At 69.8% G+C, this 23525-nt stretch carries 25 protein-coding genes; 8 read left to right on the forward strand and 17 right to left on the reverse strand.

The window, feature by feature from the left end:
* Nucleotides 1-30 precede the first annotated feature (30 nt).
* Nucleotides 31-1071: an aspartate-semialdehyde dehydrogenase gene (locus tag VSH64_RS34105; RefSeq protein ID WP_326566857.1), complete on the reverse strand. Its 1041-nt coding sequence runs from the start codon at nucleotides 1069-1071 to the stop codon at nucleotides 31-33.
* Nucleotides 1071-2336, reverse strand: coding sequence for an aspartate kinase (locus VSH64_RS34110; protein WP_326566858.1), 1266 nt, complete (start codon nucleotides 2334-2336; stop codon nucleotides 1071-1073). The genes VSH64_RS34105 and VSH64_RS34110 overlap by 1 nt, the downstream gene beginning before the upstream one ends.
* Nucleotides 2337-2570: 234 nt before the next feature.
* On the opposite strand from VSH64_RS34110, the gene VSH64_RS34115 reads away from it, so the two are divergent.
* Nucleotides 2571-3164: a nitroreductase family protein gene (locus tag VSH64_RS34115; protein WP_326566859.1), complete on the forward strand. Its 594-nt coding sequence runs from the start codon at nucleotides 2571-2573 to the stop codon at nucleotides 3162-3164.
* 123 nt (nucleotides 3165-3287) lie between these two features.
* Complete coding sequence (locus VSH64_RS34120; RefSeq protein ID WP_326566860.1) at nucleotides 3288-3974, forward strand: hypothetical protein; 687 nt, start codon at nucleotides 3288-3290, stop codon at nucleotides 3972-3974.
* A gap of 60 nt (nucleotides 3975-4034) precedes the next feature.
* Here the strand turns inward: VSH64_RS34120 and VSH64_RS34125 are convergent, their stop codons facing one another.
* Nucleotides 4035-4412, reverse strand: coding sequence for a hypothetical protein (locus tag VSH64_RS34125; RefSeq protein ID WP_326566861.1), 378 nt, complete (start codon nucleotides 4410-4412; stop codon nucleotides 4035-4037).
* Nucleotides 4413-4656: 244 nt separating this feature from the next.
* On the opposite strand from VSH64_RS34125, the gene leuA reads away from it, so the two are divergent.
* Both leuA and VSH64_RS34135 read left to right on the forward strand, forming a co-directional pair.
* Complete coding sequence (gene leuA / locus VSH64_RS34130; protein WP_326566862.1) at nucleotides 4657-6444, forward strand: 2-isopropylmalate synthase; 1788 nt, start codon at nucleotides 4657-4659, stop codon at nucleotides 6442-6444.
* 34 nt (nucleotides 6445-6478) lie between these two features.
* Complete coding sequence (locus VSH64_RS34135) at nucleotides 6479-7450, forward strand: helix-turn-helix transcriptional regulator (protein ID WP_326566863.1); 972 nt, start codon at nucleotides 6479-6481, stop codon at nucleotides 7448-7450.
* Here VSH64_RS34135 and VSH64_RS34140 read toward each other — a convergent pair.
* Nucleotides 7441-8340 (reverse strand): SDR family oxidoreductase, encoded by a 900-nt coding sequence (locus tag VSH64_RS34140; RefSeq protein ID WP_326566864.1) that lies wholly within the window; start codon nucleotides 8338-8340, stop codon nucleotides 7441-7443. The two genes, VSH64_RS34135 and VSH64_RS34140, sit on opposite strands and share 10 nt — an antisense overlap.
* 128 nt (nucleotides 8341-8468) lie before the next feature.
* Between VSH64_RS34140 and VSH64_RS34145 the strand changes: the two genes are divergently transcribed.
* On the forward strand, nucleotides 8469-9017 hold the full coding sequence (locus VSH64_RS34145) for a DedA family protein (RefSeq protein WP_326566865.1): 549 nt from the start codon (nucleotides 8469-8471) through the stop codon (nucleotides 9015-9017).
* A gap of 46 nt (nucleotides 9018-9063) precedes the next feature.
* Here VSH64_RS34145 and VSH64_RS34150 read toward each other — a convergent pair whose 3' ends face one another.
* Nucleotides 9064-9984: a LysR family transcriptional regulator gene (locus tag VSH64_RS34150; protein ID WP_326566866.1), complete on the reverse strand. Its 921-nt coding sequence runs from the start codon at nucleotides 9982-9984 to the stop codon at nucleotides 9064-9066.
* Between the two features lie 88 nt (nucleotides 9985-10072).
* On the opposite strand from VSH64_RS34150, the gene VSH64_RS34155 reads away from it, so the two are divergent.
* A complete protein-coding gene (locus tag VSH64_RS34155; protein WP_326566867.1) occupies nucleotides 10073-10981 on the forward strand; it encodes an EamA family transporter in 909 nt (302 codons plus the stop codon).
* On the opposite strand, the gene VSH64_RS34160 is transcribed toward VSH64_RS34155, so the two are convergent.
* Nucleotides 10964-12115, reverse strand: a complete 1152-nt coding sequence (locus VSH64_RS34160; protein ID WP_326566868.1) for an MFS transporter — start codon at nucleotides 12113-12115, stop codon at nucleotides 10964-10966. The two genes, VSH64_RS34155 and VSH64_RS34160, sit on opposite strands and share 18 nt — an antisense overlap.
* Before the next feature lie 90 nt (nucleotides 12116-12205).
* On the opposite strand from VSH64_RS34160, the gene VSH64_RS34165 reads away from it, so the two are divergent.
* The gene (locus VSH64_RS34165; protein ID WP_326566869.1) at nucleotides 12206-12781 is read left to right on the forward strand and encodes a TetR/AcrR family transcriptional regulator; all 576 of its coding nucleotides are present in this window, start codon (nucleotides 12206-12208) and stop codon (nucleotides 12779-12781) included.
* On the opposite strand, the gene VSH64_RS34170 is transcribed toward VSH64_RS34165, so the two are convergent.
* The 3 genes from VSH64_RS34170 to VSH64_RS34180 form a co-directional block, all read right to left on the reverse strand.
* On the reverse strand, nucleotides 12778-13419 hold the full coding sequence (locus VSH64_RS34170) for a DedA family protein (RefSeq protein WP_326566870.1): 642 nt from the start codon (nucleotides 13417-13419) through the stop codon (nucleotides 12778-12780). The two genes, VSH64_RS34165 and VSH64_RS34170, sit on opposite strands and share 4 nt — an antisense overlap.
* A 113-nt stretch (nucleotides 13420-13532) precedes the next feature.
* Nucleotides 13533-14723 carry an RNA polymerase sigma factor gene (locus VSH64_RS34175; RefSeq protein ID WP_326566871.1) on the reverse strand — a complete coding sequence of 397 codons (1191 nt, stop codon included), beginning with the start codon at nucleotides 14721-14723 and terminating at the stop codon, nucleotides 13533-13535.
* Nucleotides 14720-15112 carry a YciI family protein gene (locus tag VSH64_RS34180; protein ID WP_326566872.1) on the reverse strand — a complete coding sequence of 131 codons (393 nt, stop codon included), beginning with the start codon at nucleotides 15110-15112 and terminating at the stop codon, nucleotides 14720-14722. Before VSH64_RS34180 ends, VSH64_RS34175 begins: the two co-directional genes overlap by 4 nt.
* Before the next feature lie 105 nt (nucleotides 15113-15217).
* On the opposite strand from VSH64_RS34180, the gene VSH64_RS34185 reads away from it, so the two are divergent.
* Entirely contained in the window at nucleotides 15218-15640 is a 423-nt protein-coding gene (locus VSH64_RS34185; RefSeq protein WP_326566873.1) for a YybH family protein, read from the forward strand.
* Between the two features lie 56 nt (nucleotides 15641-15696).
* On the opposite strand, the gene VSH64_RS34190 is transcribed toward VSH64_RS34185, so the two are convergent.
* From VSH64_RS34190 to VSH64_RS34225, 8 genes are all read right to left on the reverse strand, one after another.
* Entirely contained in the window at nucleotides 15697-16836 is a 1140-nt protein-coding gene (locus VSH64_RS34190; RefSeq protein WP_326566874.1) for an ABC transporter ATP-binding protein, read from the reverse strand.
* Nucleotides 16833-17828: an ABC transporter ATP-binding protein gene (locus VSH64_RS34195; protein ID WP_326566875.1), complete on the reverse strand. Its 996-nt coding sequence runs from the start codon at nucleotides 17826-17828 to the stop codon at nucleotides 16833-16835. Before VSH64_RS34195 ends, VSH64_RS34190 begins: the two co-directional genes overlap by 4 nt.
* Before the next feature lie 4 nt (nucleotides 17829-17832).
* Nucleotides 17833-18768 carry an ABC transporter permease gene (locus VSH64_RS34200; protein ID WP_326566876.1) on the reverse strand — a complete coding sequence of 312 codons (936 nt, stop codon included), beginning with the start codon at nucleotides 18766-18768 and terminating at the stop codon, nucleotides 17833-17835.
* Complete coding sequence (locus VSH64_RS34205) at nucleotides 18765-19766, reverse strand: ABC transporter permease (RefSeq protein ID WP_326566877.1); 1002 nt, start codon at nucleotides 19764-19766, stop codon at nucleotides 18765-18767. Before VSH64_RS34205 ends, VSH64_RS34200 begins: the two co-directional genes overlap by 4 nt.
* Before the next feature lie 91 nt (nucleotides 19767-19857).
* A complete protein-coding gene (locus VSH64_RS34210; RefSeq protein ID WP_326566878.1) occupies nucleotides 19858-21528 on the reverse strand; it encodes an ABC transporter substrate-binding protein in 1671 nt (556 codons plus the stop codon).
* Nucleotides 21529-21808: 280 nt separating this feature from the next.
* Nucleotides 21809-22288, reverse strand: coding sequence for a uridine kinase family protein (locus VSH64_RS34215; RefSeq protein WP_326566879.1), 480 nt, complete (start codon nucleotides 22286-22288; stop codon nucleotides 21809-21811).
* Nucleotides 22289-22332: 44 nt separating this feature from the next.
* The gene (locus tag VSH64_RS34220; RefSeq protein WP_326566880.1) at nucleotides 22333-22770 is read right to left on the reverse strand and encodes a DUF2304 domain-containing protein; all 438 of its coding nucleotides are present in this window, start codon (nucleotides 22768-22770) and stop codon (nucleotides 22333-22335) included.
* Nucleotides 22771-22779: 9 nt separating this feature from the next.
* Nucleotides 22780-23484, reverse strand: coding sequence for a glycosyltransferase family 2 protein (locus VSH64_RS34225; RefSeq protein ID WP_407655699.1), 705 nt, complete (start codon nucleotides 23482-23484; stop codon nucleotides 22780-22782).
* Nucleotides 23485-23525 lie beyond the last annotated feature (41 nt).

Consider the following 23525-nt stretch of genomic DNA (forward strand, 5'->3'; position numbering starts at 1 on the left):
GGGAAAGGCGGCCGGTCGCGTCGAAAAGAATCAGCGGTTGCCCGCCACCAGCTCCGCGATCTGCACCGCGTTCAACGCCGCCCCCTTGCGCAGGTTGTCCGCGGCCACGAACAACGCCAGGCCGCGGCCGTCGGGCACGCCCGGGTCCGTGCGGATGCGGCCGACGAAGCTGGGGTCCTTGCCCGCGGCCTGCAGCGGGGTCGGGACGTCCGAGAGCTGCACGCCGGGTGCGCGCGAGAGCAGTTCCGTGGCGCGCTCCGGGGAGATCGGCGAGGAGAACTCGACGTTGATCGACAGGGCGTGGCCCGAGAACACCGGCACGCGGACGCACGTGCCCGAGACCAGCAGCTCCGGCAGGCCCAGGATCTTGCGGCTTTCGGTGCGCAGCTTCTGTTCTTCGTCGGTCTCGAAGGTGCCGTCGTCGACGATCGAGCCGGCCATGGGGAGCACGTTGAACGCGATGGGCGCCACGTACTTGGCCGGGGCTGGGAACTCGACGGCCGAGCCGTCGTGGGTCAGGGCCGCGGCGCGGGAGGCGACGGCGTTGACCTGGGCGGCCAGTTCGTCGACGCCGGCGAGGCCGCTGCCCGACACCGCCTGGTAGGTGCTCGTGATCAGGCGCAGCAGGCCGGCCTCGTCGTGCAGGGGCTTGAGCACCGGCATGGCCGCCATGGTGGTGCAGTTGGGGTTCGCGATGATCCCCTTGCGCGCCTCCTTGATGGCCTCCGGGTTGACCTCGCTCACGACCAGCGGCACGTCCGGGTCGCGGCGGAAGGCCGACGAGTTGTCGATCACCGTCACGCCCGCGGCGGAGAACCGCGCCGCCTGCTCACGCGAAGTCGAGGCACCGGCGGAAAACAGCGCGACGTCCAAACCGGACGGATCCGCGATGGCGGCGTCCTCGACCGTGATTTCCTCGCCGCGCCAAGGGAGCTTGGACCCGGCCGAGCGCGAGGACGCGAAGTAGCGGATCTCGTCGACCGGGAAGTTGCGCTCCTCCAGCAGCTTCCGCATCACACCGCCGACCTGGCCGGTCGCCCCGACCACCCCGACGCGCAGACCGTTGCTCATCAGCGACCACTCCCCGCGTAGACGACGGCTTCTTCATCGCCGCCGAGTTCGAACGCCTCGTGGATCGCGCGCACGGCCTCGTCGAGCTGCGCGTCGCGGATCAGCACCGAGATGCGGATCTCCGAGGTGTTGATGATCTCGATGTTCACACCCGACTGCGCGAGCGCTTCGCAGAACGTCGCCGTGACACCGGGGTGCGAGCGCATCCCCGCGCCGACGAGCGAGACCTTGCCGACGTGGTCGTCGTAGAGCACAGTCTCGAACCCGATCTCGGCCTTGACCTTCTCGAGCTCCTGCACGGCCTTGGCACCGTTGGCCTTCGACAGCGTGAACGTGATGTCGGTTCGACCCGAGACGGTGCTGGACACGTTCTGCAGCACCATGTCGATGTCGATCTCCGCGTCGGCGATCACGCGGAAGATCCGGGCGGCCGCACCCGTGTGGTCCGGCACGCCGGTGACCGTGATCTTGGCCTCCGAACGGTCGTGTGCCACACCGGTGATCAGCGCTTGTTCCACGGGGATCTCCTCGATTGACCCGGTCACGGTGGTGCCCGGCTTGTCGCTGTAGGAAGAGCGGACTCGGATCGGCACGCCGTAGCGGCGCGCGTACTCGACCGACCGCAGGTGCAGGATCTTCGAGCCGCTCGCGGCGAGCTCCAGCATCTCCTCGTACGGGATCGTGTCGAGCTTGCGCGCGTCCGGCACGATCCGCGGGTCGGCGGAGTACACACCGTCCACATCGGAATAGATCTCGCACACGTCGGCGCCCAGCGCCGCGGCGAGCGCGACGGCGGTGGTGTCCGAACCGCCGCGGCCGAGCGTGGTGATGTCCTTGGTGTCCTGGGAAACACCCTGGAACCCGGCCACCAGCGCGATGTAGCCCTGCTGCAGCGCTTCGGTGACCCGGCTCGGCGTCACGTCGATGATGCGCGCGTTGCCGTGCACCGACGTGGTGACCACGCCGGCCTGCGAACCGGTGAACGACCACGCCTCGGCGCCGTGCGCGGAAATCGCCATCGCGACCAGCGCGTTCGAGATGCGCTCACCGGCCGTGAGCAGCATGTCCATCTCCCGCTCCGGCGGCGCGGGGTTCACCTGCTGCGCCAGGTCGAGCAGCTCGTCGGTGGTGTCACCCATCGCCGAGCACACCACCACGACGTCGTTGCCCGCCTTCTTGGTGGCGACGATGCGTTCGGCGACGCGCTTGATCCGGTCGGCACTTTCCAGCGACGATCCGCCGTACTTCTGGACCACGAGGGCCACAGCCCGAACCTCCTTGACGGGCCGGGTCTGCTCCTGGTGGGCACCGAGGAGCCCCCGCGTCCCTTCACTTGGCCGGAACTCTACCGGGGCGGAGGGCGCTCGCCACTCAATCGAGTGGCGGCGCACATCGATCGAGGGTCTCCTGGAAGTAAATCTTCCTTAACACCACCGGAATGTTCGAAGCCCTTCCTCCGGAGTGACGGAGAGCACTCCCCGCGTACTACGGTTCGGGACGTGCGCAAAACCGCCGACACGAGTGTCCCCGTGAGCCCCGCCGTCGCCGAGCGCTGGAGCCCCCGCGCCTTCGACGCGACCGCCGAGGTGTCCCCGAAGGAACTGACAACGCTGCTGGAGGCCGCGCGCTGGGCGCCGTCCTTCGGCAACACCCAGCCCGCGCGCTACCTCGTGGGCCGCCGCGGCGACACCACGTTCGCCGGGATCCTGGCCGCGCTGAACTCCGGGAACCAGGCCTGGGCGTTCCGGGCCGGCGCGCTGCTCGTGGGTGTGGCGGTGACCACCAACGAGAAGGGCGAGGTGCCCTACGCCGAGTACGGCCTCGGCCTGGCGAGCGAGAACCTGGTGCTGCAGGCCGTGGACCTCGGCCTGATCGCCCACCAGATGGCGGGCTTCTCCGCCGACGCGATCCGCGCGTCGTTCGGCCTGCCGGACGCCGCCGTGCCCCTCGTGGCCATCGCCGTGGGCCACGCCGCCGACGCCGCCGTGCTCGAAGACGAGCGGCGCATCGAGCGGGAGCTGAAGGAAAGGCAGCGCATTCCGCTGGCCGAGTTCGCGTTCAGTGGTGAATGGGGCAAACCGGCCCTGGATTGATCGACGTTGATCGACCGCACGCATTCACTTCGCATCGCTAAGTAAGGTCCGCCGATCGGGGAACCGCTGATCGGGGCACCGCATCGAAGCCGCAAACACTGGGTGGCGATGAGGAGAACGAACATGCGTAGTCGAGTGCTGGCGATCGTGGGGGTTTCCGCGGCGGTGCTGGCCCTGGCCGGCTGCGGCAGCGAGATGACCGGCACGCCTTCGGCCGCGTCCGGCGCGCCCGCGCCGAGCCAGAGCAGCAGCGCTCCCGACACGAGCGGTTCGGCGCCGTCGAGCTCGAACGACTCCTCGGGCGGCGCGGCGAACACGGCGGCCGGCGGATTCACGCAGCAGGGCACCAAGCTGAAGCTGGGCGAGAAGGCGATCGTGCCGTTCAAGTCCGAAGGCAAGACCGGCGCGATCGGCGTCACCGTGAAGTCGATCGACAAGGGTGTCGAGGCCGATCTCGCGCCGCTCGACCTGGGTGACAAGGCGAAGGGCATGACGCCGTACTACGTGCGCGTGACCGTGTCGAACGAGAGTGGCACCGACTTCTCCTACACCTCGCTCGGCCTGATGAACGCGCTGCTCCCCGACGGTTCCGAGGCGCAGGGCGTGTCCGTGATCGGCACGTTCGACAAGTGCGACAGCGGCGACGCGGGCAAGGCCTTCACCACGAAGGGCGCGACCTACGACAGCTGCGTGCTCGCGGTGGCGCAGGCCGGCACCACGGTGACCGGCGCTTCGTACAACGAAGGCGAGTACACCGACCAGGCGCCGGGCACCGACTACGGTTCCAAGCCGATCACCTGGCAGAGCTGACCCCGCACGAACGGGCCGTTCGCGCCAGGGCGGGAACGGCCCGTGATCGCGGGAAGTGGGTCAGGAAGAGCTGCCGCCGACGCGGCGCAGGATCTTGGCGACGATCCCCGACACCACGAGCCAGAAGATCGCGGCGATGCCGTAGTTGACGAGCACCCTGAGTTTCGCGTCACTCGGGGTGAAGAGGTCCTTGAAGCCGATGGACAGGCCGTCGGCCCAGCTTCGGACGAACGACACGATTCCGTTGTCCGAATTGGCCTCGCCGACCACGAAGATCACGTGCAGCACGAGGATCGCGGCGAAGATCAGCCCGACCCAGCGCACGAGCGTGGCCACGAAGGAAAAGACCTGCTCACGGGTGCGTCGCCAGTCGACCTCGGCGCGCTTCGGCCGCGACTCGGTCTCCGTGTCGGGTGCCTGTTCGGCGTGCTCGCCCATGCCCGGCAGTCTGACACGTCACACCGTCGCCCGCTACCCGCTGGTAACACCCGGTGGACACCGGACGTAACAGTTCGATCGCGGAGGTGACTTCACAACCGCCGCGGTCCGTGGTTAAGGTGGCTGGGTGGCGCGTGCTCTCCTGCTTCGCTGCCGCGACGGGGCCTGACCAGACCGGCTCCTCGTCGCGGGGCTTTGTGGTGCCGGTCGTATGCACCCACCTCGTCAGGAGAAGTCTCTACCCATGAGCACGACCGACCCCCGCACCAGTACTTCCCGTGTCCGCACGCCGTCGCGCCCGGCGCCCGAGGGGCAGCCGAAGTGGAACCCCCAGCGCGGCACGTCGATGCCGGTCCACCGCTACAAGCCGTGGTACGAGCTGATCGAGAACATCGATCTGCCCGACCGCACCTGGCCGAACAAGCGCATCGAGCGCGCGCCGCTGTGGTGCGCGGTGGACCTGCGTGACGGCAACCAGGCCCTGATCGACCCGATGTCGCCGGCGCGCAAGCGCAAGTTCTTCGACCTGCTCGTCCGCATGGGCTACAAGGAGATCGAGGTCGGGTTCCCGGCCGCTTCGCAGACGGACTTCGACTTCGTCCGCGAGATCATCGACGAGGGCGCGATCCCCGACGACGTGAGCATCCAGGTGCTCACGCAGTGCCGTCCCGAGCTGATCGAGCGCACGTTCAAGTCGCTCGAAGGCGCGCCGCGCGCGATCGTGCACATCTACAACTCGACCTCGATCCTGCAGCGCCGCGTGGTGTTCCGCGAAGAGCGCGAAGGCATCAAGAAGATCGCGACGCAGGGCGCGGAAATGGTGCTGGAGCTGGCCGCGAAGCAGCCCGACACCGAGTTCCGCTTCCAGTACTCGCCCGAGTCCTACACCGGCACCGAGCTGTCGTACGCGCTCGAGGTCTGCAACGCCGTGACCGAGATCTGGCAGCCGACGCCCGAGAAGCCGGTGATCCTGAACCTGCCGGCGACCGTCGAGATGGCGACGCCGAACGTGTACGCCGACTCGATCGAGTGGATGAGCCGCAACCTCGAGCGCCGCGACTCCGTGATCCTGTCGCTGCACCCGCACAACGACCGCGGCACCGGCATCGCCGCCGCCGAGCTGGGGTACCAGGCCGGCGCCGACCGCATCGAGGGCTGCCTGTTCGGCAACGGCGAGCGCACCGGCAACGTCGACCTCGTCGCGCTGGGCATGAACCTGTTCAGCCAGGGTGTCGACCCGCAGATCGACTTCTCCGACATCGACGAGATCAAGCGCACCGTCGAGTACTGCAACCAGCTGCCGGTGGCCGAGCGCACGCCGTGGGGCGGTGACCTGGTGTTCACCGCGTTCTCCGGCAGCCACCAGGACGCGATCAACAAGGGCCTCGACGCGCTCAAGGACGCCGCCGACAAGGCCGGCGTACCCGTGGACGAGTACCCGTGGGAGGTCCCGTACCTGCCGATCGACCCGAAGGACGTCGGCCGCACGTACGAGGCCGTGATCCGCGTGAACTCGCAGTCGGGCAAGGGCGGCGTCGCCTACATCATGAAGGCCGAGCACCAGCTCGACCTGCCGCGACGCCTGCAGATCGAGTTCTCGAAGGTGGTCCAGGCCTACACCGACACCGCCGGCGGCGAGGTCGACCCGGCGACGATGTGGAACGCGTTCTCGAAGGAGTACCTCGAGCCGCGCACGCCCCTGGAGCTGGTGCGCCAGCGCGTGACCGACAACGGCGGCGGCGAGTACGACATCGAAGCCACGGTGACCGTCGACGGCGACGAGCACGACATCACCGGCCGCGGCAACGGCCCGATCGCCGCCTTCTTCGACGCCCTGTCCACCGTCGGCTTCGACCTGCGGCTCCTGGACTACAGCGAGCACACCCTGACCCCGGGCGACGACTCCCGCGCCGCGTCCTACATCGAGTGCGCGATCTCCGACCGCGTGTTCTGGGGTGTGGGCATCGACCCGTCGATCGTCACGTCGTCGCTGCGCGCGGTGGTCAGCGCGGTCAACCGCGCCAACCGCTGATCGCGTTGCCGTCGCGGTTTCGGGTTCAGTCGCGGTGAAAGCGGAGAGGCTGGTCGCGCTGCTGTTCACGCTGCAGCGCCGCCGCAGTGCGACCGCCTCCGAGCTCGCGGCCGAGCTGGGGGTCTCGGAGCGCACGATGCACCGGGACCTCGCCGCGTTGCGCGACGCGGGCGTTCCACTGTGGACAGAGCCGGGCCGGCACGGCGGGTTCCGGCTCGTGGACGGCTGGAAGGCCGGCCTCGACGGGTTGACGGCGCGGGAAGCCGTGGCGTTGTTCGCGTTGGGCGCGCCGGAAGCGTTGGCGGGCTTGGGTCTCGACACGGCCGGCAGCGCCGCGCGCGCGAAGGTGTCGGCCGGGATGCCGGCGCGGCTCCGGGAGCACGCGGCGCTCGTGGCCGGCCGCTTCCACCTCGACGCGCCCGGCTGGTTCGGGAACGCCGACGAGCCGCCGGCGTTGAGCGCGGTCTCGCGGGCGGTGTGGGCGCAGCGGCGGCTCGCGATTTCCTACCGGCGCAAGGACAAAGTGGCCGACCGGGTGCTGGAGCCGCTCGGCCTCGTGCTGAAGGCGGGCGTCTGGTACCTGGTGGCCGGGATCGACGGCGCGTACCGCACCTATCGGGTTTCGCGGATCGAACGCGTCGACGAGCTGGCCGAGGAGTTCGAGCGGCCGGCCGATTTCGACCTGCCGACGTGGTGGCGCGAGTCGTCGACCACGTTCGAGCAGGTTTCGCGGCCACTGCTCGTGCGAGCTCGGCTGAGCCGGCTTGCCGTGCGAGAGCTGCGCCGCGTGTTCGGCGGCGAGCACCTCGCGGACACCGTGCGCTCCTTGGGTGAGCCGGATTCCGCCGGCTGGGCACTGGCCGAGCTCGCGCTGGAAGGCGGCGAGATCGGCCTCGGCCAGCTGGTGGCGTTGAGCCCGGGCGTCGAAGTGCTCGAACCGCCCGAGATCCGGGCCGCGCTGGCCGACATCGGCGCCCAGCTCGCCGCACGCAACGCTCAGCGGTAGCCGGACGCGTCGGCCGGCTTGTCGACATCGGCCACTTCCACCAGGTAGCGCCACGCGTCCGGGCGGCTGCCGTCCACGTCGTCCACCGAGTAGGCCGCCGCGAGCTGTCCGCTGCTCACCGTCTGCCCCGACCACCGCGCTCGATCCGGGTCGGCGGCCAGCGCGGCGACGGTGCGGCCGCAGAACGTCGGTGACTCCGAGATCGCGAAGTGCGGTTGCTTGTCCAGCGCGTCGCGCCACGTGGCCTCCGTGACCCCGAACGCGTCGAGCATCGCCTCCGACCGCAGCCAGCCCGGCGTGAACGCGACGGCCGTGGCGCCGAACGGGGCCAGCTCGGCCGCCTCACCGATCGCCATCGGGTGGGCCGCGGATTTCGCCAGGTAGAAGGGCAGCGACGTGCCGGTGCGGTACTTCGCGTTGTACTCGGCGGTGCCGTCGGTCAGCTCGACCACGAGGCCACCCGGACGGTCGATGAGCAGCGGCAGCAGGTGGTGGCTGGTGATCAGGTGCGCGTCGATCGCCAGGCGGATCATGCGCAGGCTCGCCTCCAGCGGGTGTTCCCAGACCGGTTTGCCCCAGCCGAGGTGACGGTCGCCGCCCCACAGCCCGTCGACGAGGATGTCGAGGTGGCCGACCCGCTCGGCCAGCGCCGCGACCTCGGCCGGCTCCAGGTGATCGACGCGGACGGCCTCGGCCCGGCCGCCCGCCCGCTCCACCAGCTCGGCCGTCTCCTCGATCGTCTCCGGACGGTCCACTTCGGACCGTCCGGCCCGCGTCGAACGACCGGTGACGTACACGAACGCGCCCGCACGCCCCAGCTCCACGGCGATCGCACGGCTCGCACCCCGCGTGCCGCCGGCGACCAGTGCGACTCTTCCCGAAAGGTTCATCCGGCCACGGTTGCGCCCAACCATGACATCCACTGTCATGGTTCACCGAAACTGTGTAGCGGCTGTGCCTTGCTGTGAGTACTCGGTGAACGGGACTCATCGGGCCTCAGACGGCGGTTAATGGAGACGTGGACGCAACGACGGCAGGGCTCGTGGTGCTGTTCGTCGTCTCGCTGGTGCCCCTGCTGCCCACCGAGGTGACGATCCTCGGCATGGGCATCGCGGCCGCTCAGGGCGGGACGTCGCTGGCCGTGGTGATCGCGGTCGCCACGGCCGGCTGCCTGGTGTCCGACCAGGCCCTCTACGCACTCGGCCGCTTCGGCGGCGCCCGCGTGCTCGCGCGCCTCACCCGCCGCCGCAAGATGGCGGCCGGCCTGGCCTGGCTCGACGGCCGCCTCCAACGCCACCCCCGCCCGATCCTCGTCCTCGTCCGCTGGCTCCCCTCCGGCGGCACCGTCGGTGCCCTCCTGGCCGGCTCCCTGCGCTGGCCCATGGGCGAGTTCTTCTCGGCATCGGCGATCGGCGTCGCGCTCTGGACGTCGTACGTCGCGTTCCTCGGCTACGCCGGCGGTGAGCTGATCGACGAACCGCTGGTGAGCATGCTGCTGTCCTTCGGGGTGGCGACGCTGCTCGGCATCGCGATCACCTTCGGCATCCGGCGCGGGGCACGCAGCTAGCCCGCGGTGGTCTGGTCCGCCAGGGTCTTCGGCGTGGGGCACGCAGCTAGCTCGCGCTCGCCTGACCCGTCAGCGCCGCGACTTCCGCGCGCAGCTCGGCGATCACCGTCGCCACCGCGGGGCGCGACAGGGCGCCGCGGCGGCAGACGACTTCCACCAGGCGGGCGGCGCGGATGCCGGCCAGCGGGCGGCCGACCAGGCCGCTGCCCCGGCGGGTGTCCATGGTGTAGCGCGGCAGCAGGGCGATGCCGTGGCCCGCGGCGACGAGGCGTTCGGTGATGCGGAAGTCGTTGATGCGCTGCACGATCTGCGGGCGCACGCCGGTGCGGACGGTCAGCGAGCGCAGCACGTCGTCGACGGGGAAGCCGTGGTCGACGGAGATCCAGCGTTCGTCGGCGAGGTCGGCGAGGTCCACGCGGCGGCGGCGCGCGAGCGGGTGGCCGGCGGGCAGGGCGACGTCGAGCGGCTCGCGCAGCAGCGGCACCACCTCGAGGCGGTCGGAGGAGAACGCGCCGGCGTGCTCGTCCCGGTGCGTCACGACCACGTCGTAGTCCGCGACCAGCGCCGGCACGTCAGACGGCGTCATGTCGACATCGCGGACGTCCACTTCGAGGCCGTCGTAGGCGGCGACCCGGGTCAGCAGTCCTGGCAGCAACATGAGCCCAGCCGACTGGAAGATCGCGATCCGCACGCGGCCGCGCGGCGCGCTGCGGTACGTGTCGAGCTCGGATTCCGCCCGGTCCAGCGCAGCGAGGACCTCGTCGGCGCGGGCCACGAGCGCGCGACCGGCGTCGGTGAGGCGCAGGCCGCGGCCGTCGGGCTCGGTGAGCGGCAGGCCGACCTCCGACTGGAGCGCGCGCAGCTGCTGCGACACCGCCGAAGGGGTGCAGTGCAGGGCCCGCGCCGCGGCCGTGACGCTGCCGCGGTCCGCGAACTCCCGCAATGTCCGAAGTCTGCCGAGATCCACATCGTCCAGTTTATGTGAAGTGTGTCTACACAGTCCGTGCAGTTATTCTCGCTGGTCCTTCACGATCCCCGCCTGCACAGTGGAGGACATGCCCGCACGTGACCGTCTCCTCGCCGTGCTCGTCGCCGTGTTGTGGGGGTGCAACTTCCTCGCCATCCACGCCGCACTGGGCCACTTCCCCCCGATGTTCGCGGGCGCGCTGCGGTTCCTGCTCATCGCGATCCCGACGGTCCTGTTCGTGCCGTGGCCGAAGGTGAAGCTGCGCTACCTGCTCGGTTACGGCCTCGGGTTCGGCACCGGACAGTTCGCGTTCCTGTTCGTGGCCATGGCCATCGGCATGCCGACGGGCCTGGCTTCGCTGGTGCTGCAGGCGTCCGCACCGTTCACCGTGCTGCTCGGCGCGGTGCTGCTGCGTGAGCGCGTGTCCGGCCGGCAGCTAGCCGGGATCCTGCTGGCCGTGGCGGGCATGACGGCCATCGCGTGGCAGCAGTCGGCCCACGCCGCGCTGCTGCCGGTGATCCTGACCTTGCTCGGGGCGCTGAGCTGGGCGTTCGGCAACCTGGCCATGCGCCGCGCGACGCCGGACAACCCGATCCACTTCATGCTGTGGATGTCGGTGGTGCCGCCGCTGCCGATGCTCGCGCTGTCGGCGATCTTCGAAGGCCCCACGGCCGGCTGGCACTCGCTCACCACGCTCGGCACCACCACCGGCCTGATCGGCGTCGCCGGCATGGCGTACGTGATCATCTTCGGCACGGTGGTCGGTTCCGGCATCTGGACCACGCTCATGAAGCACCACCCCGCCGGCGTGGTCGCGCCGTTCTCGCTGCTCGTGCCGGTGGTCGGCCTCACGGCGTCGTACTTCGTGCTCGACGAGGTGCCGACGGTGCTCGAGATCGTCGCCGCGGTGGTGGTGATCGGCGGGGTGCTGCTCGGGTCGCTCAAGCGCAAACCCGCGGTGCTGCCCGACGAAGAGCTGCTACCCGCCGGGACCTGACCCGGGCGGGGCGAGGCGGGCGTCGAGCTGGCTCCACGCGGCGAGCGCCACGAGCCCGGCCAGCCCGAACACCGCGGCCGGACCGATCGCGGACGCCGCCGCGCCCGCCAGTGGTGACGCGGCGGTCTGCCCGACCCCGAGGCCGAAAAACGACCAGATGACCCCGCGAGCCGGACGCGTGGCGAACAACCGGGCCGCCCAGAGGATGCACAGGCCGGTCAGGGCCATGTACGTACTGCCGAACAACGCGCTGGAGACCAGCGCGCCGAGCAGACCCGGCCGTGGCAGAGCGAGCAGCGCGAGGCCGGCCGCCGCCAGCGTCCACGTGACGAGGTTGGTGGTCCGCAGCCCGAAGCGCTCGGCCGCGCGCCCGGCCAGCCCGCCGAAGAGCCCGGCCACGCCGATCGTGAACCAGCACCAGGTCGCCGCCGTCGGGCTCAGGCCGGTCGCGGTGAGTCGGGAGCTGGAGAACGTCCAGTACGGCGCGCTCGTGACTCCGATCAGCACGGAGTTGACCACGAGTGGGGCCAGGCCGCGGACCGGCGCCGAGACGTCGGCGACCGCGGGCGGGCGCGGCAGCGTCCGCCAGGCGAGCCCCGTGATCACCACGGCGAGCGCCGCGAACCCCGCCCAGATCGCCGGCCAGCCGAACGCCAGCAGCGGTGTGAACGCCGACGCGGCCAGCCCGAGCCCGGTCCCGGTGTTGGCCCACGTCTGCGCCCGGACCCGGTGGCGCGCGCCCACCGTTTCCCCGATCAGCTGCGCGACGCCGGGCGAAACCAGGCCCGCGCTGCCGCCCGCGAGCACGAGCCCGACGCCGAACACGGCCACGTTCGGCGCAGCCGCCATGAGCCCCAGGCCCACCGCCGCCAACGCCCCGGCCAGCAGCACCGTGCCCCGTGCCGATCGCGTGGCCGTGCGCAGCGACAGCAGGAGGCCGACGCCGTAGCCCGCGGTGGACAGTCCGCCGAGCACCCCGATGCCGACCGTCGTGAGACCGAACGTCTCGCCGAACCGCGGCACGAACAGTCCGTAGGCATACCGCGCGAAGCCGTAGCAGAGCGCGATCACGCCGGCGCCGACCGCCGCGGTGGACCACCACCGGTCCGTTGCCCTCTCGCTGATCTCAACCACGTCCGCAACCAAACAGACAGGTCTGTCTGTTGTCAATCGATGCTAGAGTTTGGACTGCTCAGCACCGAGACCGAACAGTTTGGAGGAGATGTGAGCCGGACTCGACCCGGCGACGCGGGGGCCAAAGTGCTCAAGGCGGCGTCGACGTTGTTCTACCGCGATGGCATCCACGCGGTCGGCGTCGACACCGTGGCCGCGGAGGCCGGCGTGACGAAGGCCGCGCTCTACGGCAACTTCGGTTCGAAGAGCCGCCTCGTGGTCGCTTACCTGCGGGAACGCGACCGGCAGTGGCAAGAGAAGATCGACCAGATCACCGCCGTGCGCACCGATCCGGCCGAGCGGATCCTGGCCGTGTTCGACGCCTACGAAGCCTGGCTCTCCCGCGACGGCTACCGCGGCTGCGGTTTCCTCAACGCCACCTCGGAGTTCCCCGATCCGGCCGACCCGGTGCGCGAAGTCGTGCGCCACCACAAGACGGCGCTGCACAGCTACCTGCTCACGCAACTCCAGCGCATCGAGCCGGACCACGCCGAAACCGTGGCCGACCAGCTGATACTGCTACTCGAAGGCGCCGCCGTGACGTCGGTGGTCACCCAGGCCTCCCGGCCGTTCCACACCGCGAAGCGGCTCGCGACGACGCTGATCTCGCCGCCGGCCGGGGCTTAGGCGACCGCGTCGTCCTTCTGGTCCGCCGGCTCCGGGTGGTGGCGCGACATGCGCTTCTTCAGCACCAGCGTCACGACCACGCCGATGACCAGCGCGGCGCCGAGGCCCGCCCACTGGAAGCCCTTGAGCCACTTGTCCGCGACCACGCCCAGGTAGTAGATCAACGCGGTGGTGCCGCCGGCCCACACGATGCCGCCGAGCGCGTTGGCGATGAGGAAGCGCGGGTAGTGCATGTTGAGCGAGCCCGCCAGCGGGCCGGCGAGGATGCGCAGCACGGCGACGAAGCGGCCGAAGAACACGGCCCACATGCCGCGTTTGTGGAACATGCGTTCGGCGTTCGCGATGTGTTGTGGCCCGAAGTGCTTGGGGAACTTCCGGCCCGCCCAGTCGAAGAGGCGTTTACCGCCCTTGCGGCCGATGAGGTAGCCGATGCTGTCGCCGATGATCGCGCCCGCGCTGGCCAGGATGCCGATCCACAGGGGACTCAGACCACCGTGCGACGAGGCCAGCAGCGCCGCGCTCACGAGCACGATCTCACCGGGCAGCGGGATCCCGAGGCTCTCGACCATCACGACGAGCCCCACGAGGAGGTAGACCGACAGCGGAGGGATCGCCTCCAGCACGTGGTCGATGTTCACTGCCCGTACCCCCTGCGCCTTGCCGGTTTCGTCCCTGCAATTCGCAGCGTACCGGGGCTCTCGTGCGCGGGCGTCACCCTTCAGTCGGGGGTGGGGTGCGACTTGAGTCAGGGTTATTTGCGCAAATCGGGCAAAGCACGTGCTTCCAGGTGCCGGCGCTCGGGCAGGCTCAACGTGCGCCGCGCGGCCGTCGCGTAGTACTCGCGGGCCGCGGGCAGGTCACCGGCCAGCTCGAGCAGGTGCGCGCGGACGACGTCCACGCGGTAGTGGTCCGGCTGGTCGGCCGCGTCGAGCTCGGCCAGCGCCACGGCCGGGCCCTCGACCATCGCGAGCGCCACGAGCCGGTTGAGCGTGACCATCGGGCCGGGCGCGACCTGGCGCAGCAGGTCGTAGAGCAGCAGGATCTGCGGCCAGTCGGTGTCCTCGGCCGAAGCCGCCTCGTCGTGGACGGCGGCGATCGCGGCCTGCAGCTGGTACGGGCCGACGGCGGCGGTGGCCAGCGCGTGGGTGATGAGCGCCGTGCCCTCGGCGATGGCGCCGGCGTCCCAGCGCGAGCGGTCCTGCTCCGCGAGCGGGACCATCGTGCCGTCCGGGCCGAGGCGGGCCGCGCGGCGCGCGGCCGTGAGGAGCATCAACGCGAGGAGGCCCGCGACCTCACCGTCCTCGGGCAGCTCGGCGTGCAGCTGCCGGGTGAGCCGGATCGCCTCGGCGGTGAGCTCCACGCGGTCGACGGCCGAGCCCTCGCTCGCGGTGTGCCCCTCCGTGAACACGAGGTAGAGCACCTGCAGCACGGCGGCGACGCGAGCGGGCCGCTCGTCCGCCGGCGGCAGGCGGAACGACGTGCCCTTCACCTTCTGCTTCGCGCGGCTGATGCGCTGGCCGATCGTGGGCTCCGGCACCAGGAACGCGCGCGCGATCTCGGCCGTCGTGAGGCCACCGACCGCCCGCAGCGTGAGCGCGACCTGCGAAGGCCGCGTCAACGCCGGATGGCAGCACAGCATCAGCAACGTGAGCGTGTCGTCCACCGCCGGCGCCGGATCCGGGTCCGGCGGCGCCAGCGCGACCACCGCCTCCTCCCGTCGTTGCCGCGCGGTCTCACTGCGGAACAGCTCGATCCGCCGCCGCGACGCCGTGGTGATCAGCCACGCCTTGGGGTTGTCCGGCACGCCGTCGCGCGGCCACTGCACGGCGGCGGCGAGCAGGGCCTCCTGCACGGCGTCCTCACACGTGTCGAACCCGCCGTAGCGGCGCACGAGCGCGGTGAGGACCTGCGGTGCGAGCTCGCGCAGGAGGCCGTCGTTCACCGCAGGTCCGCGAGGTCGAAGTCCACGTCGCCGGTCAGGCCCATCACGGGCCGGACCTCGATCGTCGCGTACGGCGCCTCCGGGATCCGCGCGGCGATCTCCAGCGCGCGGGCCTCGGTTTCGCACTCCAGCAGGTAGATGCCGGCGAGCTGCTCCTTGATCTCCGCGAACGGCCCGTCGGTGGTGCTCACCTCGTCCTCGCGCACGATCACCTGCTTCGTGAGCTCCGGCGCGGCCAGCCGTTCGGACACGATGCGCTCGCCGGAATCGTCCAGCGAGTCGTTGAACTCGACGTAGGCGCGCAGGCCCGCGGCCTTCTGCTCGTCGCTCATCCCCGCCCAGGCCGAGCGCGACGCCGGGTTGCCGTAGATCAGGACCAGGTACTTCATCGGTGCCTCCTCGGAAATTGTCTTCACCCCGGATGTCGAAGCTGCGCGAACGGCTTCGACGTCCCCGGTGAACGAACCCGGCGACGACTTCAAGGAGAGCACAAAATGTCCGAGAACGAGATCCGCGACCTGCTGACCGAGCGCACCGACGCGATGCGCGCCAAGGACCCGGAGCGCCTGGTGGCGGGCTACGCCGAGGACGCCGTGAAGTTCGACCTCGCCCCGCCGCTGCGCACCACCGGCGCGTCCGCGGAGTTCCTCACGAAGTGGTTCGGCACGTTCGACAGCCCGGTGACGTATGAGTACACCGACGTCGAAGTGACCGAGTCCGGCGACCTGGCCTTCACCACGGCGCTGGCGAAGATGTCGGCCGTGCCGGCGGGGATGAGCGAACCGTTCACGCTGTGGTTCCGCTCGACGCTGGTCTTCCGCCGTGTCGACGGCGCGTGGCGGATCGTGCACGAGCACAGCTCGACACCGTTCCACATGGACGGCTCGTTCCGCGCCGCGATCGATCTGCGGCCCTGAGAACGCAGTCGGCGGCGAGTCCGAAGTGGACTCGCCGCCGACCGGGCACTAGGAGATCACAGGATCTCGGTCACCGAGCCGATGTCGGGCGCGGCGTCCGGGTTCAGCACCCCGGTGAGCTCCACGAGTTCCGGCTCCACCTCGTGCGGCTGGATGCGGCCGTCGCGGATGTCCTCGGCGTAGTGGCAGGCCACGCGGTGGCCGGCGCCGATCTCGCGCAGCTGCGGGCGATCGGTGTCGCACAGGCTCGCCTGCCGCCAGGGGCAGCGCGTGTGGAAGCGGCAGCCCGTGGGCGGGTTGGCCGGTGACGGCAGGTCGCCCGCCAGCAGGATCTGCTCACGGGTGTCCTCCACGACCGGGTCCGGCACGGGAATCGCCGAGAGCAGCGCCCGCGTGTACGGGTGCAGCGGGTTCTCGTACAGCTCCGCCGAAGTGGTCTCCTCCACCAGCGCGCCCAGGTACATCACGCCGATCCGGTCGGAGATGTGGCGCACCACGGCGAGGTCGTGGGCGATCACCACGTAGGTGAGCCCGAGTTCGTTCTGCAGGTCTTCCAGCAGGTTCACGACCTGGGCCTGCACCGACACGTCGAGCGCCGACACCGGTTCGTCGGCCACGATCAGGTCCGGCTCCACGGCCAGCGCCCGCGCGATGCCGATGCGCTGGCGCTGCCCGCCCGAGAACTCGTGCGGGTACTTCCGCAGCGCCGTCTCCGGCAGGCCGACGGCGCCGAGCAGCTCACGCAGCCGCTGGTCGGTGGCCGCCTTGTCCTTCGCCAGGCCGTGGGCCTTCATGCCCTCCAACAGGATCGACTCGACCGGCTGCCGAGGGTCCAGGCTGGACATCGGGTCCTGGAAGATCATCTGCATGCGGCGCCGGGCCTTGCGCAGCTTCTCGCCCTTGAGCTGGGCCACGTCCGTGCCGTCGAACACGACCTTGCCGGCCGTGGGCTCGTTGAGCCGCAGGATCGCGCGGCCCAGCGTCGACTTGCCGCAGCCGGACTCGCCGACCAGACCGTAGGTCTCGCCGCGGCGGATCGAAAGGTCGACGCCGTCCACGGCGTACACGTGGCCCACGGTGCGGTCGACCACGATGCCGCGCTTGATCGGGAAGTGCACCTTGAGGTCGGTGACCTCGAGCAGCACGTCCTCCTCGGTTTCCGGCCGGCTGAACACCTCGGTCGCCTCGGTCGTCATCGGGTTCCTCCTGCGGTGGCCACGGCGGGCTTCACCGGGTTGTGGCAGCGCAGCAGGCCGGTGCGGTCGGGCACGAGCTCCGGCGAGCGCTCTTCGCAGACCTGCAACGCGTTGGGGCAGCGGGGCGCGAACGCGCAGCCGCCTTCCCACGGGATGTTGTCGGCCACGGAGCCGCGGATCGGCACGAGCTTCTCGCCGCGGCCCTCGTCGAGGCGCGGGATCGAGGCGAGCAGCCCGTGGGTGTACGGGTGGCGCGGCTCGGCGAACAGGCCGTGGCGCTCGTTGCGCTCCACGATCCGGCCGCCGTAGAGCACGTTGACCTCGTCGCAGAGACCGGCGACCACACCGAGGTCGTGCGTGATCATGATCAGCGCGGTGCCGGTGTCCTGCACGAGTTCGCGCAGCAGCGCCAGGATCTGCGCCTGGATGGTCACGTCGAGCGCGGTGGTCGGCTCGTCGGCGATGAGCAGCCGCGGCCGGCACGCGAGCGCGATCGCGATGAGCGCGCGCTGGCGCATCCCGCCCGAAAGCTGGTGCGGGTACTCGGAAAGCCGTCGCGTCGGGTCGGGGATGCCGACCTTGTCGAGCAGGTCGGCGGCCTCGAGCTTGGCCTTGCTGCGCGACATCCCGCGGTGGCGTTCGAGCACCTCGGTGATCTGCAGCCCGATCGGGATCACAGGGTTGAGCGAGGACAGCGGGTCCTGGAACACCATGCCCAGGTCGCGCCCGCGCCGGTCGCGCATGTCGCGGTCGGAGATCTTCAGCAGATCGGTGCCCTCGAACGACACCGAACCGCTGACCTTGTTGCCGCGCTTGGCCAGCAACCGCATGATCGCGAGCGACGTCACGGACTTGCCGCAGCCGGATTCGCCCACGAGCCCCACCGTCTGGCCGGGCTCGACGTCGAAGCTCACGCCGTCGACAGCGGTGAACGGCTTCTCACCACGCCGCTGGAACACGACCGAGAGGTCGCGGACTTCGAGGAGTGCCATGGTCTTACCGCCGGTTCTTCGGGTCGAGGGCTTCACGCAGGGACTCGCCGAGCAGCGTGAACCCGAGCGCCACCACGATGATCGCGATGGCCGGGTAGTACGCGAGCTCCGGGCGGATGTCGAGGAACTGGCGCGAGGCGTTGCCCAGCATCAACCCCCACTCCGCTCGGGTCGGGTCCGGGTCGCCCAGGCCGAGGAACGACAGCGCGGCCGCCTCGAGGATCGCGGTGGCCAGCGTGAGCGTGGCCTGCACGATCACCGGGCCGAGCGAGTTGGGCAGCATGTGGCGGAACACGATCGTGCCGCGTTTGACACCGAGTGACGTCGCCGCAAGCACGTGGTCGGCTTCCCGTTGCGCCAGCATGGAACCGCGCAGCAGCCGCGCGAAGATCGGCACGCCGATGATCGACACGGCCAGGATCACCGTCCACTGGCTCGGCTTCGCGAACAGAGCCGCGATGGAGATCGCCAGCAGCAGCGAGGGGAACGACAGCAGCACGTCGACCAGTCGCATGAGGACGGTGTCGACCCAACCGCCGAACGCACCGGCGAGACCGCCGATGATCACTCCGATCAGCACGCCGATCACGGTCGCCAGCACGCCGACCAGCAGCGTCTGCTGCGCCCCGACGAGCAGCCGCGACAGGAAGTCGCGACCGAAGTCGTCCACGCCGAGCGGGAAGCCCGGGCTCGGGCCGGGGATGATGCCCTTGCCGAGCTCCACCTGGCTCTGCAGGTAGCGGATCTGCGGGTCCTTCGGGGCGATCAGCGGCGCGAAGATGGCCAGCAGCAGGAACAGCAGCGTGATCACGCCGCCGGTGATCGCCACCGGGCTGCGCAGCATCCGCCGGAACGCCTCGGCTCCGAGGCTGCGCCCACTGGCCGACGCCTTGGCCAGCTTGTCGATCGGCTCTTTTTTCTTGGCCAGCAAAGTGTTCATCGCACACGCACCCTCGGGTCGATGATCCCGTACGAGATGTCGACCAACATGTTCACCAGCACGTACACCACCGCCCCGAACAGCAGCAAAGCTTGCAGCCGGGGGTAGTCACGCCGTTCGATGCCTTCGGCCAGCAGGAAGCCGAGGCCGCGGAAGTTGAAGACCCGCTCGGTCAGCACCGCGCCGCCGAGCAGCGCGCCGGTCTGCAGGCCGATGGTCGTGACCACCGGCAGCAACGCGTTGCGCAGCACGTGCCGCCGCCGGATCACCGACTGCGTGAGGCCCTTGGAGTTGGCCGTGCGGAGGAAGTCTTCGTTGAACACGTCGAGCACCGAAGCGCGCGTGATGCGGGTGATCACCGCGAGCGGAATGGTCGCCAGCGCGAACGCCGGCAGGATCAGGTGCTTGATCGCGTCCCAGACGGCGTCCCACTCACCGGTCATGATGCCGTCGAGGATGGCGAAGTTCGTGATGCTGGTGGCGTCGATGCCCGGCGCCTGGCGGCCCTGCGAAGGCAGCCCGAGCGGGGCGGCCAGGATGTCCTGCATCGTGTAGCCGAGGAAGAACACCGGCACGGCGACACCGACCAGCGTCAGAACGATGATGATGTTGTCCGGCACGCCGCCGCGGTACCGCGCGGCCAGGTAACCGAACGGCACGCCAAGCACGATCGCGATGATCATCGCCGAGAGCCCGAGCTCGATGGTGGCGGGGAGGAAGGTGCCGATCTCGCCCATCACCGGCTGGGCCGAAACGAGGGAGTTGCCGAAGTCGCCGGTCACGGCGCGGCCGAGGAACTTGAAGTACTGCAGGATGATCGGCTGGTCCAGACCGAGCACGTGGTTGAGGCTGGCGATCTTCTCCGGCGTCGCCTTGTCACCCAGGAGCGCGGCCGCGGGGCCGCCGGGCAGGGATCGCAACCAGGCGAAGACCAGGATGGACAGGATGAGAAGCGTCGGAATCGCTTGTAGCACCCGACGCACGAGAAAACGGAGCACTTGTAGTCCTTTGTGTACAGCCCGGGAACGTGGGCAAAGGGGGCAGGCGCGGTAGCACCTGCCCCCCAGCCCGGCTGCTCAGCGGAGCACGTCAGCCGATCGTGACGTTGTTGAAGCGTTCGTCGGTGAGCGGGCTGGCCACCACACCCTTGATCTTCGGACCGACCACGATCGCCGGCGTCGGGTAGGCGATCGGGATGGCGGGCAGGTAGTCCATGATCTGCTTGTTCACGCCCTGGTAGGCCTTGGCGTGCGCGTCGCCGGCCGGCGAGCCGTCGGCCTGCGCGAGAGCGTTGAACAGCTCGGGGTTGTTGAACCCGAACTCCTTCTTCTCGCGGCCGAAGAACGTGCCGACGAAGTTGCCGGCGTCGTTGTAGTCACCGGTCCAGCCGAGCAGGTGCAGGTCCTGCTTGCCGAACTTCTGCACGTCGTCCTTGTAGCCGCCGTTCCACGGCTCGGCCACCGGCTGGATCGTGATGCCGATGTTCTTCAGGTCCTCGGAGATCGAGGTGAACGTGTCGGCCGGGTTCGGCATGTAGGGCCGGGTGACCTCGGTCGGGTAGTAGAACTTCAGCGTGAGGTTGCTGGCGCCGGCTTCGGCGAGCAGCTGCTTGGCCTTCGCCGGGTCGTACGGGTACTTGGTCACGTCGTCGGTGTAACCCGAGATGGCCTTCGGCACGAACTCGGTGGCGACCTCGGAACCCTCGGCCAGCTTCGACTTCACGAACTGCTCGCGGTTGATGCCGTAGGCCAGGGCCTGGCGCACGCGCACGTCCTTGAGCTTCGGGTTGCCGGACTGGTTGATACCCAGGTACAGCACGTTGAACGACGGGCGGATGAGCACCTGCTCGCCCTCGTTGCGCAGCAGCCCGTAGTCCTGCGGCGCCGGGAAGTCGTAACCCTGGATGTCGCCGGCCTTCAGGGCCTGCTTGCGCGCGTTCTCGTCGGGGATGACCTTGAAGACGAGCTTGTCGAGCTTGGCCGGCGCGTAGCTGGAGTCGTTGCGCACCAGCGTGATCTCGCCCTTGCCCTGGTCCCAGCTGTCGAACTTGAACGGGCCGGTGCCGGTCACGAACTTGTACGCGTAGTCGCTGTAGGTGAAGGAGTCACCGGACTGCGTGACCTTGTCCGCGTCGTGCTGCTTCATCGCGGTCGGGCTCTGGATCGCGAACGACGGCAGCGTGAACGCGGCGGGGAACGCACCCTTGGCCTTGTTCAGGTTGATGACCGCGGTCGACGGGTCCTTCGCCTCGCAGCTCTTGTACACGGGGCTGCCGGCGGCGTCGCCCTCGTTCTTGGCGAAGCCCTCGAAGACGTCGCCGTAGTAGATCATCTGGCTCTGGGCGGCGGCGCCCTTCATGTTGTACCAGCGGTCGAAGTTGAAGCAGACCGCGCTGGCGTCGAAGGCGGTGCCGTCGCTGAACTTCACGCCCTGCTTGAGCGAGAACGTCCAGGTCTTCCCGTCGTTGCTCGACTCCCACTTGGTGGCGAGGGACGGCTCCAGCTCGGCGGTGCCCTGCTTGTTCTGGATCAACGTGTCGAGCATCTGCCGCGTGATGCGGAAAGTCTCGCCGTCGTCGTTGAACGCCGGGTCGAACATCTTCGGGTTGCCGGTGTCGCCGAAGACCATCGTGCCTCCGGTGCCACCGCCTCCGGCCTCGTCGCGCTTCGACTCGGCGCACGCGGTGAGCGAGACCGCGAGCACCCCGGCAAGCCCGATCAGGGCCGCTCGACGTGTTCGGGTCAGGCGCAATTGCTGCATCTGGCACCCCTTGGGAGATGTTCGGGTCAAGTACCGTCCGGTCGGTCGGAAACACTCGGACGGTCGGTGTGCTCGCCGACACTAGCGGGAAGTCGGCTCGCACTTAAGCGCGTGAGGTTACGATCGCACTACGTAAGGACCAAAGTCACCGCAATGTGTTGAGAATTGTGTACGCACGGTGACGAGTTTTGTCGCATTAGTACTTAGAGTGGCAGTCTGGCCACTCTAATGGCCTAGTACTGAAGCAGGTTTTAGGGCCGTATCGGACGACGGGTGACGATCACGGCAGTCTGGTTTGTGCCGATTCGCGGGTGCCGTCCACGGCGAACCACCCTTGTTCGAACAACTGCCAGCGACGCAGATCCGCGCGCGAAGCCTCTCCGTCGCGCGCCACCGCGCGCTCCAGCCGCTCCGCCTCCGTGCCACCTTCGATCCAGCACAGGTGCGCCAGCCGCGAACGCATCGCCCGGCGTCCGCCGGAGACCCCTTCCAGCACCAGAACCTCAGGCACCCCAACGGTCACGAGCGCACCGGGCCGCGGCTCCCCGGAGGTCCAGTCCACCTGCCGGTACTCGCCGGCGCGCCCCAGCGAAAGCGGTTCCAGCACCCCACGCTCGAGCTGCGGCCACCACGCCACGAGGTTGTCCCACGTCGCGAAGGCATCGGTACTCACCAATGCCGCCCGCTCCCCCAGCTCGGCGACCACCGCCGCGGCGAGCGTCGACTTCCCGGCCCCGGACGGCCCATCGACCGCGAGCACACGAACGCCGCCCAGCCGAGGCGGGGCGGCGAGCAGTGCGGAGATCAGCGAACGCGTGCGGTGCTCACTTCGGGCAGGCCCTGCACGTTGTCAGGCGTGGCCGTTTTGGCCTCCAGCGCCTCGATGCGCGCCTGCAGCTCCCGCTTGGTGTCCTCGAGCTCGCACCGCAGCAGCGCCGTCTCCTCGACAGAGGTCCGGACCTCTTCCTCGAGGTGCCCGACCTCGGTGGACAGGTGCAGTGCGACCAGGGCCAGCACGACGCCGGCCAGGAGGAACACGAAGTTGGACGGTGTCTGGACCCCGGTGATCTTCGCCAGGAACTCCGCGGCCTGCGGGATCACCGCGAGCACCACGACACCGACGGCGACGATGAGCCACACGCCCGCGTACTTCTCGCGCAGCTTGCGGCGCCGCATCATTTCGATGACGACGAAGAGCACGAGGCACGCGACGACGATGCTCAGTACGCGCCAGCCGGCCATGGAATCCCCTTACGCTGCGTCGGACGAGTCGACGGACGGACGGCGCCGGACCAATGCCAGCAGGAGCGCCAGGCCCGCGCGGCCGAGGTACACGGCCGACTTCACGGGCGAGTGGCTCGGAGTGCCGGCCACGCGTTCGCGCATCACCACCGGCACCTCGGCGATCACGAGCTTGCCGCGGATCGCCATCACGAGCGATTCGACGGTGTCCCCGAGGTATTCCGCCGGGTAGTAGGAGGCGAACATGCGGATCGCGCGCGGGCCCATGGCCTTGAACCCCGACGTGACGTCGGAGATCTTGCGGCCGGCCAGGCGCGAGAAGACGAGGGAGAGCGCGACCATCGCGTACTTGCGCGGGCCGACGGCGCGGTAGGCGCCCTTGCCGGCGAAGCGCGACCCGATGGCGATATCGGCGCCGTTGTCCAGTTCCGCGAGCAGCGCGCCGACCTCTTCGGGGTCGTGCTGACCGTCGGCGTCCACCTGCACCACGACGTCGTAGCCGCGGGCGGCGGCGTAGCGGAAGCCGGTGCGCATCGCGCCGCCGACACCGAGGTTCACGGCGAGGCGGGCCACTTCGGCCCCGGCGGCCCGGGCGAGCTGGGCCGTGGTGTCCACCGAACCGTCGTCGACGACCAGCACGTCCATCCCGGGCAGGGAGGCTTTGACCTGGGCGATCACGGCGCCGACACTGGCTTGCTCGTTGAGCGCGGGCATCACGATCAGCACGCGGCGGGTGCTCACGGAGGTGGTGGACA

It is taken from the genome of Amycolatopsis rhabdoformis (assembly GCF_035918295.1).
GTDB lineage: Bacteria > Actinomycetota > Actinomycetes > Mycobacteriales > Pseudonocardiaceae > Amycolatopsis > Amycolatopsis rhabdoformis.

Bases quoted from the DNA above. Each gene is read 5' to 3' on its own strand.
- VSH64_RS34220 (WP_326566880.1), bottom strand. From the start codon at position 22,770: ATGGCCGGCTGGCGCGTACTGAGCATCGTCGTCGCGTGCCTCGTGCTC.
- VSH64_RS34180 (WP_326566872.1), bottom strand. From the start codon at position 15,112: ATGAAGTACCTGGTCCTGATCTACGGCAACCCGGCGTCGCGCTCGGCC.
- VSH64_RS34200 (WP_326566876.1), bottom strand. From the start codon at position 18,768: ATGAACACTTTGCTGGCCAAGAAAAAAGAGCCGATCGACAAGCTGGCC.
- VSH64_RS34155 (WP_326566867.1), top strand. From the start codon at position 10,073: ATGCCCGCACGTGACCGTCTCCTCGCCGTGCTCGTCGCCGTGTTGTGG.
- VSH64_RS34125 (WP_326566861.1), bottom strand. From the start codon at position 4,412: ATGGGCGAGCACGCCGAACAGGCACCCGACACGGAGACCGAGTCGCGG.
- VSH64_RS34225 (WP_407655699.1), bottom strand. From the start codon at position 23,484: ATGCCCGCGCTCAACGAGCAAGCCAGTGTCGGCGCCGTGATCGCCCAG.
- VSH64_RS34195 (WP_326566875.1), bottom strand. From the start codon at position 17,828: ATGGCACTCCTCGAAGTCCGCGACCTCTCGGTCGTGTTCCAGCGGCGT.
- VSH64_RS34190 (WP_326566874.1), bottom strand. From the start codon at position 16,836: ATGACGACCGAGGCGACCGAGGTGTTCAGCCGGCCGGAAACCGAGGAG.
- VSH64_RS34140 (WP_326566864.1), bottom strand. From the start codon at position 8,340: ATGAACCTTTCGGGAAGAGTCGCACTGGTCGCCGGCGGCACGCGGGGT.
- VSH64_RS34120 (WP_326566860.1), top strand. From the start codon at position 3,288: ATGCGTAGTCGAGTGCTGGCGATCGTGGGGGTTTCCGCGGCGGTGCTG.
- VSH64_RS34210 (WP_326566878.1), bottom strand. From the start codon at position 21,528: ATGCAGCAATTGCGCCTGACCCGAACACGTCGAGCGGCCCTGATCGGG.
- leuA (WP_326566862.1), top strand. From the start codon at position 4,657: ATGAGCACGACCGACCCCCGCACCAGTACTTCCCGTGTCCGCACGCCG.
- VSH64_RS34105 (WP_326566857.1), bottom strand. From the start codon at position 1,071: ATGAGCAACGGTCTGCGCGTCGGGGTGGTCGGGGCGACCGGCCAGGTC.
- VSH64_RS34185 (WP_326566873.1), top strand. From the start codon at position 15,218: ATGTCCGAGAACGAGATCCGCGACCTGCTGACCGAGCGCACCGACGCG.